This is a genomic window from Nocardia amamiensis NBRC 102102 (genome assembly GCF_001612745.1).
Lineage (GTDB): Bacteria > Actinomycetota > Actinomycetes > Mycobacteriales > Mycobacteriaceae > Nocardia > Nocardia amamiensis.
This window is the reverse complement of the sequence record NZ_BDBA01000145.1, coordinates 1-16,176: the sequence shown is the minus strand read 5'-3', so window position 1 is coordinate 16,176 and position 16,176 is coordinate 1. Positions and strand designations below refer to the sequence as shown.

14 protein-coding genes are annotated in these 16,176 nt (G+C 69.0%); 7 read left to right on the top strand and 7 right to left on the bottom strand.

The features are described 5' to 3' along the window. Together NA4_RS24950 and NA4_RS24945 are read right to left on the bottom strand one after the other, a co-directional pair. A partial coding sequence (locus tag NA4_RS24950; protein ID WP_174552988.1) for a 4-(cytidine 5'-diphospho)-2-C-methyl-D-erythritol kinase occupies positions 1 to 850 on the bottom strand: 850 nt, incomplete at its 3' end. 210 nt (positions 851 to 1,060) lie between these two features. Beyond that, positions 1,061 to 1,813, bottom strand: coding sequence for an SDR family oxidoreductase (locus NA4_RS24945; RefSeq protein ID WP_067474730.1), 753 nt, complete (start codon positions 1,811 to 1,813; stop codon positions 1,061 to 1,063). Between the two features lie 78 nt (positions 1,814 to 1,891). Here NA4_RS24945 and NA4_RS24940 point away from each other — a divergent pair, with 78 nt between their 5' ends. Then, positions 1,892 to 2,563 (top strand): TetR/AcrR family transcriptional regulator, encoded by a 672-nt coding sequence (locus tag NA4_RS24940; protein ID WP_084497421.1) that lies wholly within the window; start codon positions 1,892 to 1,894, stop codon positions 2,561 to 2,563. Here the strand turns inward: NA4_RS24940 and NA4_RS24935 are convergent. Together NA4_RS24935 and NA4_RS24930 are read right to left on the bottom strand one after the other, a co-directional pair. Beyond that, positions 2,483 to 3,376 carry an Abi-alpha family protein gene (locus tag NA4_RS24935; RefSeq protein WP_067474724.1) on the bottom strand — a complete coding sequence of 298 codons (894 nt, stop codon included), beginning with the start codon at positions 3,374 to 3,376 and terminating at the stop codon, positions 2,483 to 2,485. The two genes, NA4_RS24940 and NA4_RS24935, sit on opposite strands and share 81 nt — an antisense overlap. After that, positions 3,367 to 4,689, bottom strand: coding sequence for a DUF445 domain-containing protein (locus NA4_RS24930; RefSeq protein WP_084497422.1), 1,323 nt, complete (start codon positions 4,687 to 4,689; stop codon positions 3,367 to 3,369). The genes NA4_RS24935 and NA4_RS24930 overlap by 10 nt, the downstream gene beginning before the upstream one ends. Positions 4,690 to 4,882: 193 nt before the next feature. On the opposite strand from NA4_RS24930, the gene NA4_RS42805 reads away from it, so the two are divergent. Both NA4_RS42805 and NA4_RS24920 read left to right on the top strand, forming a co-directional pair. Beyond that, entirely contained in the window at positions 4,883 to 5,755 is an 873-nt protein-coding gene (locus NA4_RS42805; RefSeq protein WP_084497420.1) for an Abi-alpha family protein, read from the top strand. Between the two features lie 452 nt (positions 5,756 to 6,207). After that, entirely contained in the window at positions 6,208 to 6,735 is a 528-nt protein-coding gene (locus NA4_RS24920; RefSeq protein WP_157129284.1) for a nuclear transport factor 2 family protein, read from the top strand. 1 nt (position 6,736) lies between these two features. Here NA4_RS24920 and NA4_RS24915 read toward each other — a convergent pair whose 3' ends face one another. Then, the gene (locus NA4_RS24915) at positions 6,737 to 8,380 is read right to left on the bottom strand and encodes a peptide chain release factor 3 (protein WP_067474721.1); all 1,644 of its coding nucleotides are present in this window, start codon (positions 8,378 to 8,380) and stop codon (positions 6,737 to 6,739) included. A 308-nt stretch (positions 8,381 to 8,688) separates the two neighbouring features. Here NA4_RS24915 and NA4_RS24910 point away from each other — a divergent pair, with 308 nt between their 5' ends. Both NA4_RS24910 and pth read left to right on the top strand, forming a co-directional pair. Continuing rightward, a complete protein-coding gene (locus tag NA4_RS24910; protein ID WP_067474718.1) occupies positions 8,689 to 9,285 on the top strand; it encodes a 50S ribosomal protein L25/general stress protein Ctc in 597 nt (198 codons plus the stop codon). A gap of 51 nt (positions 9,286 to 9,336) precedes the next feature. Next, entirely contained in the window at positions 9,337 to 9,888 is a 552-nt protein-coding gene (gene pth, locus NA4_RS24905; protein WP_245671576.1) for an aminoacyl-tRNA hydrolase, read from the top strand. Positions 9,889 to 10,000: 112 nt separating this feature from the next. Here the strand turns inward: pth and NA4_RS24900 are convergent, their stop codons facing one another. Further along, entirely contained in the window at positions 10,001 to 11,653 is a 1,653-nt protein-coding gene (locus NA4_RS24900; RefSeq protein ID WP_067474712.1) for a fatty acyl-AMP ligase, read from the bottom strand. A gap of 137 nt (positions 11,654 to 11,790) precedes the next feature. Then, on the bottom strand, positions 11,791 to 12,981 hold the full coding sequence (locus NA4_RS24895) for an aminotransferase class V-fold PLP-dependent enzyme (protein ID WP_067474710.1): 1,191 nt from the start codon (positions 12,979 to 12,981) through the stop codon (positions 11,791 to 11,793). Positions 12,982 to 13,158: 177 nt separating this feature from the next. On the opposite strand from NA4_RS24895, the gene egtA reads away from it, so the two are divergent. Both egtA and egtB read left to right on the top strand, forming a co-directional pair. Then, the gene (gene egtA / locus NA4_RS24890) at positions 13,159 to 14,505 is read left to right on the top strand and encodes an ergothioneine biosynthesis glutamate--cysteine ligase EgtA (protein WP_067474736.1); all 1,347 of its coding nucleotides are present in this window, start codon (positions 13,159 to 13,161) and stop codon (positions 14,503 to 14,505) included. Between the two features lie 282 nt (positions 14,506 to 14,787). Further along, positions 14,788 to 16,134, top strand: a complete 1,347-nt coding sequence (gene egtB, locus NA4_RS24885; protein WP_245671575.1) for an ergothioneine biosynthesis protein EgtB — start codon at positions 14,788 to 14,790, stop codon at positions 16,132 to 16,134. The last annotated feature ends 42 nt before the right edge of the window (positions 16,135 to 16,176 follow it).

Sequence of the window (16,176 nt, the reverse complement as noted above, 5' to 3'; positions counted from 1 at the left end):
CGCCCGCGAGTTCGGCCGCCACCGATATCGCGGATTCCTCGCTCTCGCACAAGAACGCGCAGGTGGGCCCGGAGCCGGACACCAGCCCGGCCAGCGCGCCCGCGGTCACGCCCGCGCGCAGGGTGCGGCGCAGCTCCGGCTTCAGCGACAGCGCCGCAGCCTGCAAATCATTGCCGAGCAGGGGGGCGAGCTGGTGTGGGTCACCGGAGGCCAGTGCCTGCATGAGCAGTTGCGGCTCGCCGAGTCGAGGGGGCTCGCCGTGTTCGCGGAGCCGATCGAGTTCGGCGAAAACGGCCGGAGTGGCCAGGCCGCCCTTCGCGAAGGCGAGCACCCAGTGAAACGTGTTGCGGGACAGCACCGGCAGCAGGCGTTCCCCGCGGCCGGTGCCCAGCGCGGTGCCGCCGTGCAGCGCGAACGGGACGTCGCTGCCGAGTTCGGCGGCCACCGCGGCGAGTTCGTCCCGGGACAGGCCCAGATCCCACAACTCGTTCAGGCCGACCAGTGCCGCGGCGGCGTCCGCGCTGCCGCCCGCCATGCCGCCCGCCACCGGAATGCCTTTGCTGATCGCGATTTCCACCAGCGGCGCGCGGCCGCCGAGGTGCGCGAGCCGGACGGCCGCCTTCCACACCAGGTTCGTCCGGTCGGTCGGCACCTCGGCGGCGCCCTCGCCGGTGACTCGGACCGCGAGCGTCGCCGCGGGCGCGATCTGCAGATCGTCGCTCAGCGACAGCGCCTGGAATACCGTGGTCAGGTCGTGATAGCCATCGGCGCGCAGGTCGCCGACGCCGAGATGGAGGTTCACCTTCGACGGCGCGCGCACGGTGACGGGACTCGGCACTACGGACAGCACGGTGCTCAAGCCTAATGGGCGCAGGCGGACGAAGCCTGTCCGTAGCCCGCGCTGGGCCGAGTGCAGACTCGAGTCAGCCGCGTAACGGGCGCAGCCGGACGAAGTCCGTTCCCAGCCCCGGCCGAGCGAATACGGAGGCAGCCGCATGGCAGGCGCAGCCGCTCGGCGCAGCACTGGGCCGAGCGAAGGCGAGGCAGCCGCTTCGGCTACCTAAAGCAGCGCGCCGCCGGTGGCGTCGATCCACTGTCCGGTGACCCACCGTGCGTCGTCAGAGACCAGGAAACCGACGACGTCGGCCACGTCGGCGGAGTGCCCCACCCGATGGAACGGGGACATCGCCGTCACCATCGCCGCGACTTCGGGATCGCGCAGCCAGCTCGCGTTCATGTCGGTGTCGATCACTCCTGGCCCCACCGCGTTCACCGTGATGCCGCGCGCGCCGACTTCCTTGGCCAGCACGCTGGTGAAGCTGTCGATCGCGGCTTTGGTCATGGTGTAGGCGACCAGTTGCGGCATGCGCGCACCGTGGGTGAGGCCGGTGGAGATGTTGACGATCCGGCCGCCCGCCCGCAACCGGTCCAGGCCGAGGCGGGTGATGAAGAACGGCGCCTTGGCGTTGATCGCGAAGACCCGGTCGAACGCCGCCTCGTCGGTCCCCGCGATCGGCTCGCGGATGCCATCGGTGCCCGCGTTGTTCACCAGGATGTCCAGCCCGTCGGCATGTGCGTCGAAAGCTGCCCACAGGGTTGCGGCGTCGCCCGGCACACCCAGTTCGGCGCGGATCGCGAACGCTTCGCCGCCCGCGGCTTCGATCGCGGCGACAGTCGCCTTGGCCGCCTGCTCGTTGCCGTTGTAGTGGACCGCGACCCGTGCGCCCTCGCGCCCGAGTCGTTCGGCTATGGCCCGTCCGATTCCCCGGCTGGCTCCGGTCACCAATGCCGTCTTACCCGTCAGCGTGCCCATGGCGGGCCCCTTTCTCTAGCGGTCGCTACAGAAAGCAAAGTTAGCACATTGTCTAGCGAGCGCTATAAAATTCTCGGCATGGGTACCACGACCCGGGGACGACCCCGATCCTTCGATCGGGACGCGGCGCTGGATCAGGCCATGCGGCTGTTCTGGGAGCGCGGGTACGAAGCCACCTCGATCGGCGACCTGACCGCGGCCATGGGCATCGGGGCGCCGAGTCTGTATGCGGCGTTCGGTGACAAGAAGACGTTGTTCGCCGAGGCGGTAGCCAGTTTCGGCGCACGCTACGGCGGATTCGTCACACGGGCGCTGGCCGAGGAGGCGACCGCGGAGGCGGCGGTTCGGCGGATCTTGCACGAGGCGGCGGTGGAGTACACCCGGCCGGATTGCCCGCACGGTTGCCTGGTGATCAGCGCGGGCGTCAACACCACCAACACCGAGATAGCCGACCTGCTTCGCGATATGCGCAACTGGAACGTCGACAGGTTCGCCGCTCGCATTCAGGTCGATATCGACGCGGGCCTGCTACCGGCCCATCCGGACGCGCGCACGCTGGCTCGCTACGTCGCCACGGTCATGCAGGGCATGTCCCAGTCAGCCAGGGACGGCGCGAGCCAGGCGGAACTCGAGCGGGTGGCCGCGCTGGCGATGCGGGTGTGGGCGGACCTAGTGCCCGGAGGCGCGTCCGTCCTGCACGACCACGGGCAGGCAGCTGCGCACGAAGTCGGCGCCGAAGTCGGTGAGTAGCACGCTGCGGTAGATCACCTTGGTGCCGAATCCGGAACGCTTCAGCAGCTCGCGCACCGCCGACTGCGCCTCCAGCAGCTGGTAGCGGTTCGGGTTGCCGACCTGCTCTCGCGCGTGCTCGACCAATCCGAGCCTGCGCAGGTTGGTGAGGTACTGCTGAATCCGGTTCGGGAAACGCAGGCCGGCGTGCTCGCCGATCAGCGTGAGCATCGAACCGACGCGTTCCCCGCCGAGCGCGCGCGGGCGTCCGGCGCGGATGTCGATCGAGGGCTGTGGTCCGTCCAAGTGCAGGAAGCGCAGGATGCGCGCCTCGTCCGGGGTCAGCTCGGCCAGCATGCCCGCGAAGGCCGGGTGGTTGTCGTCCTCGCCGTGCGGGCTGGCCGACAACCGCAGCAGTGCGGCACCCTGCTCACGCAGCGTCGGCACGCTCTCCCCGGCGGGCGGTTGCGCGGCTGCCGGGATGCCGAGCGCCCTGCGCATCGCGGCACGGATCTCGGCCTCGGCCTCGGCGAGTACTTCTCGGGGCGGTGCGCCCTCGATACTGCGTCGCACGACAGTCGAGGTGACACCGACCGCGGTGCCGACTCCCCAGGCGGTCACGCCCGTGACGGCGCTCCACGCGACCCGCGCGACGCCGGTCGCGGCCCGCACGGTGGCCACGGGAACCGGTACCAGCCGGGCTGATTCGTCGGTGCGAGTGATGTCGGAACTAGGCCGCCGGGCGATTTCCTGCGACGGCTCGGCATTCGCCTCCGTCGCGTCGCGGTGCTCGACGGCCTCGAGATCGCCGTCGTCCGGACCCGCTACAGCCATGATGTCGCCACTCCCGTTCCGAAGATCAGAATATGAGCGTATCCGGCGAACAGCCCCAGCACACCGCCATGGACGAAAAGCAGCCATTCATCCTGCTTGATCGCGGCGCGCAGCATGTCGACGAAGTCCGGTGGCGACAACGCCGACATCTGCCTGGCGATGTACTCGTTGATCTGGCGGCCCTGGCGGATATTGAACTCCGGGTCGGCGAACGCGATCGGCGCGATGGCCATGGCCTCGGTGGTCAACGTCGCCTGCAGCGTGTCGTATTCGCGACTGCCGAGCATGAACTTGACCGCGGGCCGCGCGGGTCCGAGCGCGCGGTCGGCGGCCGGACGCAGCGTGTCCTCCAGCATCTGCATGGTGCGATCCGAACGCGGACCGTTGAGCAACTCGTCGCCGATATTCGCCACCGTGATCACCTGGCTGGAAACCAATTCCGCGTAACCGTCGGTGATTTCGGACTTGCGTTTGATCAGCAGGCCCTGCCGCCACGGGCACCACCACTTCGGATAGGCAGGCGCGAAGATCATATTGATGCCGATCCAGTTGACCACCCAGCCGATGATCACGCCGCCGACCGGGAGCACGACCAGGCTCGACCATCCGGTCAGATGCAGGACGGCGACCAGCACCGCTCCCATCGGAGCGCCGAAGTAGAAACCGAAGTTCTGCATGAAACGCAGTTCCTTGGCGCCGAGCACCTGGAACAGCGTGTTGAGCAGATGCGGACGGGCCTGGAAATAGCGGATCACCATCTGCTTCACGTCGAGCAGCTGATCGATATTCGCGCCCAATTCCTCGGTGAGCTCGCGCAGGATCTCCGGCAACTGCTGGCGCACCCGCTCGTGCACCACGTCGCGCACCTGCGCGGGCAAGTTGTACCAGAGCTGCGGATGCTCGCGCCGCAGGATCTCCTCGACGATGTCCTTGATCTGCGTGTCGGCGATGCTCGCGAGATGCTCGGCCAGCTTGTCCGGCTCGAGCTCGCGGTAGAAGTCGGCGACGCTGCCGAGTTTGGCCAGGCCCTTGTCGACCGCGATACTGGCCATCTTGTCCGCGCGCGAGGGGACGATGCCCTGCCAGCCGAATCGGCCGTCATAGCTGAGCAGCGGGAGAACTTGAATTCGCTTGGGCAGGAATGGATACAGCGCGCGCAGACCGGGAACTCCGAAGCCGTGGAAGGCGACCGGCTTGAACAGCATCAACACGCCGGTCCAGTTGGTGATGTACCCGATAACACCGGTGAACAGAGGTATGGTGACGAGCTCGAGCAGGATCGTCGGGTGGATTCCGAATACGCTCTCTAACACGACACCCTCCTGCCGATACACCGGTGACCGCCGCCTCACCGGCACCCAAAACTAGCACCCGCTCGGCAAAGAAACCCTATTGTGCGCCGCGCGCCGGTCGCACTGTCCGAGTCAGGGCGTTGCGAATGACCCGCGACACAACGGGAAGTACGCTGTGGGGCGGATTCGTTCACCCGGCGATATCGGAGAAAACGTGACAGACGACAGGACCGGACGGGACGTGGCCCGGCCCGGTTACCGCGCCGTCGAGCGCAGTTCGGATGTCGAACAGCGGCAGATCAGCAACGAAGCGCGGCTGATCCGCGGCGTGTTCCGCGCGGCAGGGCTGGCCGCGGGTACCGTCGTGCGCGGCAGCCAGTGGGCCGCGGGCACCACCTTCGAGGTCACCAAGGAGATCGCCCAGGCGGCGCTGGACGGCGAGTCCTCGGCCGAGATCGCCGAGCGGACCGGAAACGCGTTGCGTTCCATCGCCCGCAGCGCCCTCGGCGTCACCGAGGGCTCGGTGCGGGAGATCGTCAGCTACGTCCCGACGTCCAACGGCACGCAGCAGGCGCTCGCGGTCGGCTCGCACCTCCATTCGGCTACCACCGAGGAACTGCGCCGTCGCGGTGACGCGCTGCTGGCCAGGTCCGCGGATGTCTACTTCACCGAGGACGTGCACCCGGCCTACGACCGCATCCTCGACGAGCTCGCGCCCGACGAGGCGCGCATTCTGCGCTTCATGGCGCTCAACGGCCCGCAGCCGTCGGTGGACGTGCGCACCAACCGTCCACTGGGGATCGGCTCGGAACTCGTGCAGGGCGATCTCACCTCGGTGCCCGAGCAGGCGGGTGTGCGCTACCCGGACCGCGCGCGGATGTACCTGATCAACCTCAACCGTCTCGGACTGACGCTGACCTCGGAGGATCCGGTGGTGCTGAGCCGGTACATGGTGCTCGAGGTCCAGCCCGTGGTGGAGGCGGCGCTGAAGAAGGCGGGCCGGGCGCCGAAGATCGTCCGCAAGAGTCTTCGGCTCACCGAGTTCGGCGAGGATTTCTGCCGCACCTGCTTCACGATCGGAAGCTGACCCGCGTCCGTCGATATTCGCCAGAATGTTGCCCTAACGGTGATAGCAATCTGATACAACCCTCCCAATTCCCGACTCAGGGTGGGATTGTGGAGGGTATGGATCAGGGAACCGGCGGGCAGGGGCGCGGCGACCCGGTTGTGGGTGTCGCTGCGCAAGTGCGTACTGGCCGGGGCGCGGGCTCCGGTGGGCAGGGGCGCGACGACCCGGGATTCCACCCGGGCCGGCAACAGCGCGGCAGCGTGGGAATCGATCCCGGTAGACCGGAGCGGGCCGCTGAGGACCTCGACCAAGGCAGATCCGACCGCGGCGGCCGTGGGACCAGCACCGAAGAGGAGACTCGCGGCGAGCGGCGCGCGGGCGGGCGGTTGCGCTTCGACGCGGGGCCGATCGACTTCGGGCAGGTGCGTGGCGATCCGAGATCGACGCGACGCCGCGAAGGCGAGCGGGAAGTGGACGACGTAGCGGCGATCAGCCGGCTGAAGTATCGGTACCTTCGCACGCTCGACACCAAATCGTGGGACGAGTTCGCCGACACCATGATCCCCGAGGCGACCGCGACCTACAGCGAATATCTCCAGTTCGAATCGCGTGAGGCATTCATCGCGTTCATGCGGAACACGCTCGGTCCGCACGTGATCACCGAGCACCGATGCGACCATCCGGAGATCGATGTCGACGGCGACAACGCCAGCGGCACCTGGTACCTCGCGGACACGGTCCTCATTCCGGGCCACAACATGCTGCTGCGCGGCGCGGCCTTCTACAACGACCGCTATGTCCGCTGCGACGACGGACACTGGCGGATCTCGCACACCGGCTACGAGCGGACCTACGAGGTGGTGCTCTCGCTCAGCGATCTGCCGAGCCTGCGACTGACCTCGAGCCGCTGGGGCCTGATCGCCCAGGAGGAGGGCATCGCGTCGGTCGAGCGCGAACCCACCGGCCCGACGCTGCGGACCGAGCCCGAGGCCGGCTGACTCAGTCGGCTGTGGCCACCAGGGGCTCCAACGTGAGCGCCGGGTGTTCCTTCTCGATGTATTGCAGCCGCCACTTGTCACTGAACAGCGCGAGCAGCGCACCGTCTGAGCGGGTGAAGACCTCCACCCCGCGCTGCCGCCCGAGTTCCTCCGCGGAGGCTGCGTCGGTACGCCGGGCCAGCGTGTAGCCGAGATGGTCCATCGTGGTCTCCACGTTGAACTCGGTGAGCATGCGCGCGGTGACCACCTCGAACTGCATCGGGCCGACGGCGGCCAGCACGGGGGAGGCGTCGCCGCGCAGGTCGTTGCGCAGCACCTGCACGACGCCCTCGGAGTCGAGCTGGTCGATGGCCTTGCGGAACTGCTTGTACTTGCCCGCGCTCTGCGCGCGCAGCACCGCGAAATGCTCCGGCGCGAACGACGGGATCGGCGGGAACTCCACCTTCTTGTCCACGTACAGCGTGTGGCCCGGGGCCAGCGCGGTCGCGTTGACCAGGCCGACCACGTCGCCCGGGTAGGCGGTGTCGACGGTGGCGCGCTCGCGACCGAACACGGTCAGCGCGTACTTGGTGGCGAACGGTCGTCCGGTCTGCGCGTGGGTGACCACCATGCCGCGCTCGAACTCGCCGGACACGATCCGCATGAACGCGAGGCGGTCGCGGTGCGCGGCGTCCATGCCCGCCTGCACCTTGAACACCACCGCGCTGAACGGCTCGCCGGTCTCGCGCGGTCTGCCGTCGGCGTCCGGGCGTGCTGCGGGAGCCGGCGCGAGCGCGACCAGCGTCTCCAGCAGCTGCCGCACACCGAAGTTCAGCATCGCGGAGGCATAGATCACCGGTGAGGTCTGCCCGGCGAGGAACAGTTCCTGGTCGTGGTCCTGGCCGGTGGCCGAGAGCAGTTCGCTCTCCTCGGCGGCGGTGTTCCACGGTTCGCCTTCGCGCGCCTCGGCGGACTCCGGGGTGATCGACTCCTCCGGCGCGATGGTCGCGCCGCCCGCGGTGCGGGTGAAGTGGATGTATTCCAGCGGGGCGCCGTCCGGCCCGCGGCGCAGCAGGCCGCGGAAATCGCCCGCTATGCCGACCGGGAGGAACAGCGGAGTGGGGGTGAGGCCGATCCGATCATTGATCTCGTCGAGCAGTTCCAGCGGCGCCCGGCCCGGCCGATCCCACTTGTTGATCACCGTGATCACCGGGATGCCGCGGTGGCGGCACACCTGGAACAGCTTCAACGTCTGCGGCTCCAAGCCCTTGGCCGCATCGATCAGCATCACCGCGGCGTCCACGGCGGTGAGCACCCGGTAGGTGTCCTCCGAGAAATCGGAGTGACCTGGCGTGTCGACCAGATTGATGACGCTGTCGACATCGGAGCCCTCGGCGCGGTAGTTGAACTGCAGCGCGGTCGAGCTGACCGAGATGCCGCGCGCCTTCTCCATCTCCATCCAGTCCGAGACGGTGGACTTGCGCCCGGCTTTGCCGTGGATCGCGCCGGCCTCGGAGATCATCCTGGCGTGCAGGGCGAGCGCCTCGGTGAGCGTGGACTTGCCCGCGTCGGGATGGGAGATCACCGCGAACGTGCGCCGCCGGGCGACCTCGGCGGACAACCCGCGCGGCGCGGGCGCGACGACACCCTCAGGGGAGGCGCTCAACGCAAAACAACCTTTCGCAGACGACCGATCGGCAACCACGCCAGCGTACGCGACCGGCGCGAACCGGAGTCGACGCGGCGCTGACCACCCGATTCAAAGAGCGTTCCCGAGCTGGGGTATGGTGTTCGGGTTGTCTCGGCGAGGGTGACCGCAGACCAGATTTGCGACACCGTGATCGACGCGGCGCGGCTTCCGGCCGTCCTCGTTCGGTCTTCGCCCCGACGAGTAGACCACCCCGGTCAGGCGTGAGCAACCCCTGACGGGTAAACGCTGACCGCCATGGAAGAGCCGTAGGAGTAGATCCAGTCATGTCCGACGTCAACCTTCTCGAAGCCTCCGTACGCACCGAGTTCGGCAAGGGCGCCGCCCGCCGCACCCGCCGGGCCGGCAACGTTCCGGCCGTGCTGTACGGCCACCAGACCGACCCGCAGCACCTGTCGGTCAACGCCCAGGCCTTCGCCGCCATTCTGCGCGAGCACGGCACCAACGCGGTACTGAACCTCGTCATCGACGGCAAGAAGCAGCTCGCGCTGACCAAGTCCGTTGTGGTGCACCCGATCCGCCGCTACATCGAGCACGCCGACCTGCTCATCGTCAAGCGTGGCGAGAAGGTCACCGCCGACGTGTCCGTCACGGTCGTCGGCGACGCCGCCGCGGGCACCCTGGTCACCCAGGAGGCCACCACCATCTCCATCGAGGCCGAGGCGCTGAACCTCCCCGAGGCCATCGAGGTCTCCGTCGAGGGCGCCGAGCCGGGCACCCAGATCACCGCGGGCGCGGTGCCGCTGCCCGCCGGTGTCACCCTGGCCGCCGATCCGGAAACCCTGATCGTCAACGTCCTGGCCGCCCCGTCCGGCGAGCCCGCCCCGGGTGAGGGCGAGGCCGAGGGCGAGACCGCCGAATAACCGGAAGCCAGAGCGCTGAACAACACCGATTCGTCCGCCGGGGCCGCGCTCGTGGTCGGACTGGGTAATCCCGGTCCGGAGTACGAGCGCACCAGGCACAATGTCGGTTTCCTCGTCGCCGACGTGCTCGCGCAGCGCGTCGGCGGTCGTTTCAGCGTGCACAAGAAATCCGGTGCCGATCTGCTGCAAGCGCGGCTGGACGGCCGTCAGGTGCTGATCGCCAAGCCGCGAGCGTTCATGAACCTGTCCGGGCGGCCGGTGGCCGCGCTGGCCAAGTTCTTCTCCGTGCCGCCTGCGGAGGTGATCGTCGTGCACGACGAACTCGACCTGCCCTTCGGCGCGGTCCGCCTCAAGCGTGGCGGCGGTGAGGGCGGGCACAACGGGCTTCGCTCCGTCTCCAGCGCCCTGACCACCAAGGACTACCTGCGCACCCGGATCGGCATCGGCCGCCCGCCGGGCAGGCAGGACCCGGCCGACTACGTGCTGAAGCCGTTCTCGGCGCCGGAGCGCAAAGAAGTGCCCGTGATCGTCGAGCAGGCCGCCGACGCGGTGGAACTGCTGCTGCGCGTCGGGCTGGAAACCGCCCAGAACCAAGTGCACTGAGCCGCAAGCTCTTCTGTTGCCATGCCGGTTCCGGTTCGTCCGGGACCGATTGCCCGTGGCCGGAACCAGCTTCGTATGGGCGGCTCACGCACGACCGGACTTCAGCGGTGATTCACCCGCGCGGCAGATGTATCGCGCTGGCGGACCTGCGCAGCTTGCCGGAGGAGGTTTTCGGCAGCGCGCCGGGGCCGAGCACCGCGACGGTGCGTGGTCGCACGCCCACCTCCGTGAACACCGCGTGCACGATCTCGTGCTGGATGCGCTTGACTTCCTCGGGATTCTGGTGGCTGTTGCTCTCCACCACCACGGCGAAGGTCTCGCGGGTGTGGCCCGCGTCCAGGCGCACCGCGACCGCGTTGCCGGCCCGGACGCCGGGCACGCTGGTCGCCGCGCGCTCGATGTCGGTGGGATAGATGTTGCGGCCGCCCATGATGATCACGTCCTTCATTCGGCCGCACACCACGATCAGGCCCTCATCGGTGAAGTAGCCGATATCGCCGGTGTCCAGCCAGCCGTCGGCGTCTTGGGCGGGGCGGAATCCGTCCATCGTCACGTAGCCCGAAGTGACTGCGGGGCCACGCAATTCGATCACACCCACCGACCGGGGCGGCAGCGGCTGGCGTTCGCTGTCGACGACCCGGCCCTCCAAGTTGTCGACCAGGTAGCCCAGCGTCGGCAGCCTGCGGATGTTGGCCGGATGCCCGTGCTCTTCCGGCACCGGCACCGCCTTGCCCAGCGCCTCGAGCAGGTCGGCGTCGATCACGTCGAGCACCTGGCCGTGGCCGGCGTCCGGGACCGAGACGGCGAGGGTGGTCTCGGCCATGCCGTAGACCGGGGTGAGCGCCATCGGGTTGAGCCCGAAGCGTTTTCCGGCCGCGGCCAAGGCGTCCATGGTGTCCGGGTCCACCGGTTCCGCGCCGTTCCACATGTAGCGCACGCTGCTGAGGTCGAACGCGCCGTCGTCGGCCTGCCGCAGCCTGCGGGCCAGCAGCGAGTACGCGAAATTGGGTGCCGCGGTGACGGTTCCGCGGTATTTGCTGATCAGCTCCGCCCACAGCAGTGGCCTGGTCAGGAAGTCCAGCGGCGTCACACACACCACTTCGGCGCCGAATTGCATCGGGACGCTGAGGAAGCCGACCATGCCCATGTCGTGGAACAGCGGTAGCCAGCTGACCATCACGTCGCCGTCGAGCTGGAACTTCACCCGGTCGAACATCGCATAGGCATTGACGAAGAAGTTCGCATGCGTGATCTGCACCGCCTTGGGCGACCCGGTGGAGCCGGAGGTCAACTGCTGCAAGGCGATATCGTCCTCGCCGGTGGGCACCGGGTCGATGTCGGGGCCGTCGGGCAGCTGGTCGATGCGCACCACGGTGATGCCGCGTTCGCGCAGCAGCGGCTCGGCCGCCTCGAACGGCGCGCCGAGCACGACCGCGCGCGCCTCGATCATGGTCAGCACGGTCTCGGTGTCCCTGGCCCAGATCACCAGATCGGTGCGCGGGGTGGGTTGATGCAGCATGGTGATCGACGCGCCACGCATCCAGATGGCCTGGCAAACCGGGGCGATGTCGACCGGCATGCCCGCGAGCACTCCGACGGCGTCGCCGTGCCCGATGCCCGCCTCGGCCAGCCCGCCCGCCATACGCCGGGCGATTCGATGGATTTCCGCCCAGGTACGCCGCAGCGGAGCAGTCGGCTCGCCGGTCACCAGACCCCGCTCGGACGTCCGCGCCGTCGCATACATCTCGTCGGTGAACCTGCTCAAAAGTCCAACTCCTCTGCACCAACCGTCGCCGGGAACCGGCCTCCCCCCACTATCACGCCATAGTGGCGCGGCGTTAACCCCATTTCCAGGGGCCCAGGTCAGGGGCGCGAAGAAGCTGTCTGGAAGGTTGCCGTGGTTCAGGCCCGGATCTGCGCCACCGCGGCGACGAATCGGTCGAGCTCGTCGAAACCGACGAAGCAGTGTGGCGAGGCGCGCACGACCGACGGCAGGCCGCGGCCGGTCATATCGAGCAGGGTGGAGCTCGCGTGGCTGACCGTGACGGTGATGTCCTGCGCCAGCAGCCGGTCGCGTACCTGCACGGAGTCGACGCCGTCGACGGTGAACGACACGATGCCGCTGTGCCGGATGCCGAGGTCGCGCACCGTCACGCCGGGAATCTCGGGCAGTGCTTTGCGCAGGTGCTCGGCGCGGGCGGCGATCGCGGCGTAGACGTCCTCCGGACCGAGGTCGAGCAGGTACCGCACGGCGGCGCCCAGGCCGAGCCGCCCCGCGACGTCGCACTCCCAGAACTCGAAGCGGCTGGCGTCGGGAGCGAGCCGGTAGTCGCTCGGGCCGGTCCATTCGGCGCTGTGCAGGTCGAGCCGCTCTGGTTCCATGGACCGCGCCAATTCCGGTCGCACATAGAGGAATCCGGTGCCGCGCGGGCCGCGCAGCCACTTGCGACCGGTCGCCGACAGCGCGTCGACGCCGAGCTCGGCTACGTCCAGGGGCAGCTGTCCAGCGGACTGGCAGGCGTCGAGCAGCACCAGCGCGCCGACCGAGTGCGCGATCCGGGTCGCCTCGGCGGCCGGGTTCACCAAGCCGCCATTGGTGGGCACGTGCAGGATCGAGACCAGCTTTACCCGTTCGTCGACCAGTGCGGCCAGCGCGTCGAGATCGATCTGCCCGCTGCTGTCGCTGGGGATTGTCTCGACAGTTGCCCCGGTGGCGCGGGCACGCTGTAGCGCGGCGATGGCGTTGCTGGCGTAGTCGGCCTCGGAAACCAGGATGCGATCGCCGGGGGACAGCGGGACCGAGTAGAAGAAATCCGCCCACGACCGGGTGGCGCTGTCGCTGAGCGCGATGCTCGCCGGATCGGCGCCGATCAGCGCGCCGATCGCGGTCTTGACGCCCGCGAGGTCGTCGAGCCGCTCGTTCGCGGCGCGGTAGCCGCCGATCTCGGCTTCGCGCCGCAGATGCGCGACGACGGTGTCGGTGACGACCCGCGGCGGTAGCGAGGACCCGGCGCTGTCGAGGAAAACAGGGCCGGGTCCGGGCCCGGTCGCGCATCCGGGAGTGTCGGCTCGTACACAATCGTCATCCAGCATGCAGCCGACCTTAACGGGTCGATTGTTCGGCTTTCTGTCGGTTTCTTGTCGGCCGCCGTGGCTACGCTGGATGGACCGCCGCGTGCGAAAGTCGGCCAGGAGTGGAACACGACTACGAGCGCGCGGCGATAAACGAAGAGCAGCGGACTACATCCGGGACGCCCGATGGAGGTTGGCATGGCGGTCACGCTCGAGAGTCCCCAGGCGGCCAGTTGTGCCGCCGAGCAGGGGGAATTGTCCTCCCGCGCGGCGGCGGAGGCGTATATCGGCGGTGTCTGTTTCAAGCTGGGACCACCCGCCCTGATCGGCGCCGAACTGGAGTGGCTCACGGTGCAGGGTGAGTGTTCGGCGTCCGGCCCTTCGGCGGCTCCGCGTCCGCAGCTGACTGCCCTGGCGGATGCTCTCGGACCCTACGCACCACGGTCCATCGCCCCGGATTCACCGGCGCTCGCTCTGCCGGGGGGCAGCCGGGTCACGCTAGAGCCCGGTGGTCAGATCGAACTCTCCAGTGCCCCCTACGGCACCGCCGCGCAGCTGTGCGACCGGCTGCGCGAGGATGCCCGCTTGTTGCGGGAACTTCTCGAATCCAGGTCCATCCGGCCCGTTGCGCTCGCGGCCGACGCGGACCGCCGCCCCAAACGCCTGCTCCAGCTACCGCGCTACCGCGCGATGGAGCGATCCTTCGGCGGCATCGGACCGTTCGGCAAGCTGATGATGTGCAATACCGCCGCCACCCAGGTCAGCGTCGACGCGGGCGCCGACCGCGCGGAGGTCATTGCGCGCTGGACCGCCCTGTACGCGATCGGTCCCGCCCTGCTCGCCGCTTTCGCCTGTTCGCCCGTCCTGCGCGGCGCGCCGCCCGGAGCCTGGGCGTCGCAGCGCATGCGGGCCTGGCTCCGCCTGGACAACCCCCGAACTCGCCCACCGGTGCTGGACTGGACCGACCCGGTGGCCGCGTACGGGAAATGGGCGCTGGACGTACCGCTGCTGTGCGTGCGCCGACTCGACGACGGTGCCGCGCCCGGTAACGGCCACGAGCGCGGCTGGTCCGCGCCGCCCGGCGCGACCTTCGCCGATTGGCTGTCCGGCGCGCTGGACGACGAAGTCGGCCGCCGCCCCGATACCGGCGACCTGGACTATCACCTGACCACGCTGTTCCCGCCGGTGCGCGCCTCGGGCCATCTGGAGATCCGCTACATCGACGCCCAGCCCGGCGACGACTGGATCATCCCGGTCCACGTCATCGACGCGCTGCTGTCCAGCCCGGCGGTGATCGAGGAAGCGACATCGATCGCCGCGCCGCTGGCCGATCGTTGGGTCGACGCCGCCCGCTCCGGGTTGGCCAACCCGGACATCCGGACGGCCGCGGTCGCGCTGCTGCGACTCGCGGCCGCGCACGCCGCGACCGAACAGGCGGCCCGTGTGATCGAGTCCGCCGCCGAGCGATGTCGCGGCGGTCGCACTCCGATCGAAGACGACGCCGAGAACAGTGCCGGCACACAACCTCCGGGAGGCGCCCCGTGACAACGCACCCGTCGCGCATGGCCGACCGCGCACTGCTCGAGCAGTCCCGCGTGGGCCGAATCGCCCGCGGTCACCCACAGGACGACACCCAGAAGGGTGTGGGCGCAGAACATCCGGCGGCTGTACCTTCCCTCGCGCGAGGCGCCCCGTGATGCCCCGCCTACCGCGCATCATCGACCCTGCACCGCTCGACCAGTCGGGCAAGGGCCGAATCGCCCTCGGCCGCCTTGATTCTCGCGGCCGCGACGACGCCGATCAGCACGAATCCCGGAGATGTTTCCCGTGACTACTTCGCACCCAGCCCCGACCGACCATTCCGGCACCGAACAGCTGCGTGACCGGATCGCCGACGTTCTCACGCGCGCACGGCAGCGCACCCTCACTCTCACCGACTGTGTCGACGAAGCCGAACTGGTGACCCAGCATTCGCGCTTGATGAGCCCCCTGGTCTGGGATCTCGCGCACATCGGCAATCAGGAAGAACTCTGGCTCGTTCGCGATGTCGGCGGCCGCGAGCCGGTACGCGTCGATATCGACGAGCTCTACGACGCCTTCAAACACACCCGCGCCAACCGGCCCGCGCTGCCGCTGCTCGACCCAACGCAGGCGCGCGGCTACGTCGGCACGGTGCGCGACAAGGTGTGGGATGTCCTGGAGCGCAGCGATTTACGCGGCAGGCCACTGGTCGACGGCGGATTCGCGTTCGGCATGATCGCCCAGCACGAGCAGCAGCACGACGAAACCATGCTCGCCACCCACCAGTTGCGCGCCGGAACCGCCGTGCTCTCCGCGGCCGCCGCGCCGACGGCTTCGGTGACCGTCGGCGGCGACATCGTCATCCCCGCCGGGGAGTTCACCATGGGCACCTCGACCGATGCTTGGGCGCTGGACAACGAGCGCCCGGCCCATCAGGTGTGGGTGCAAGGCTTCGCGATCGCTGCCGCGCCGGTGACCAATGAGCAGTACCTCGCCTTCGTCGACGACGGCGGCTACGAGCGCCCCGAACTCTGGTCCGAGCGCGGCTGGGCGCACCGGATCCAGGCAGGGTTGGTCGCGCCGCAGTTCTGGGAGCGCGATCCTTCCGGGCGCTGGTGGCGGCGGGTGTTCGGGGTGATGACGCCGCTGCGGCCGCATCAGCCCGTTGCGCACGTGTGCTGGTTCGAGGCCGAGGCCTATGCGAACTGGGCGGGTAAGCGGCTGCCCACCGAAGCCGAATGGGAGAAGGCGGCGAGGTTCGACCCGGCGACCGGCGCCTCGCGCCGCTTCCCTTGGGGCGACGCCGATCCCGACGTCACCACCGCGAATCTGGGACAGCGTCATCTGGAACCCGCCGAGGTCGGCGCGTATCCGGCCGGCGCGTCTCCCGCAGGCGTACACCAGCTGATCGGTGACGTCTGGGAGTGGACCGCGTCCGGCTTCGATGCCTACCCGGGCTTCCGCGCCTTCCCGTACCGGGAATACTCCGAAGTGTTCTTCGGCGGCGACTACCGCGTGCTGCGCGGCGGTTCCTTCGGCACCGATCCGGTCGCCTGCCGTGGCACCTTCCGCAACTGGGACCATCCCATTCGTCGCCAGATCTTCGCCGGTTTCCGCTTGGCGCGCGATCTGCAAGCGGGAGAAGGCGAGTGAAGCGAGGACACAGCGCGCGGCGGCGCACGGCGGGGCCGAGCG

Bases quoted from the DNA above. Each gene is read 5' to 3' on its own strand.
- NA4_RS24945 (WP_067474730.1), bottom strand. From the start codon at position 1,813: ATGGGCACGCTGACGGGTAAGACGGCATTGGTGACCGGAGCCAGCCGG.
- NA4_RS24940 (WP_084497421.1), top strand. From the start codon at position 1,892: ATGGGTACCACGACCCGGGGACGACCCCGATCCTTCGATCGGGACGCG.
- NA4_RS24935 (WP_067474724.1), bottom strand. From the start codon at position 3,376: ATGGCTGTAGCGGGTCCGGACGACGGCGATCTCGAGGCCGTCGAGCAC.
- NA4_RS24910 (WP_067474718.1), top strand. From the start codon at position 8,689: ATGTCCGACGTCAACCTTCTCGAAGCCTCCGTACGCACCGAGTTCGGC.
- NA4_RS24895 (WP_067474710.1), bottom strand. From the start codon at position 12,981: ATGCTGGATGACGATTGTGTACGAGCCGACACTCCCGGATGCGCGACC.
- egtA (WP_067474736.1), top strand. From the start codon at position 13,159: ATGGCGGTCACGCTCGAGAGTCCCCAGGCGGCCAGTTGTGCCGCCGAG.